Below are 465 nucleotides of genomic sequence, written 5' to 3' on the forward strand. Positions count from 1 at the left end.
AACTGTTATAGCGCCGCTGCTCGTAGAGACACGTATGAGCGAGAGTCACAGCGGAACAGCCGATGCGGGTCCATTCGCGGAACAGCAACGGCTGTTCAAGCTACTGTCCCAAGATACGCGCCACCTCATCATCCAGGAACTGCTGGGCCATCCCGCCCATCTCATGTCGCTCGCCGAACTCGAGTACATGACTGGGAAGAGTCAGGCGGCCATCAAAGACCAGCTGGAGACGCTGATCGACGCCGGACTCCTCGCACGCTATACATACGAACCGAGCGAGGAGAAACGCGATCTCCCCTCGCAGTTCTACGGTTTCACAGCGCGTGGTGTCGAAGTCCTCTACGACTACAAGTATCTCCGTGGGCTTCCGGTCGCTCGAGCCCTCTACGAGAACACCCGTAAGACAGAGAAAGTTGAACGCCACGAATCGGCACCGCGACCGGAACTTCCAGTGGCGGTTTCGGA

General features: G+C 58.3%; 1 protein-coding gene. It reads left to right on the forward strand.

Going from position 1 to position 465, the window contains the following annotated elements:
• Positions 1–34: 34 nt before the first annotated feature.
• Positions 35–465 (forward strand): ArsR family transcriptional regulator (locus tag DVK03_RS19480; RefSeq protein WP_121593850.1); only part of this gene is annotated, 431 nt, incomplete at its 3' end.

The organism is Haloferax sp. Atlit-109R (genome assembly GCF_003665865.1).
In the GTDB taxonomy this organism is placed as follows: Archaea; Halobacteriota; Halobacteria; order Halobacteriales; family Haloferacaceae; genus Haloferax; species Haloferax volcanii.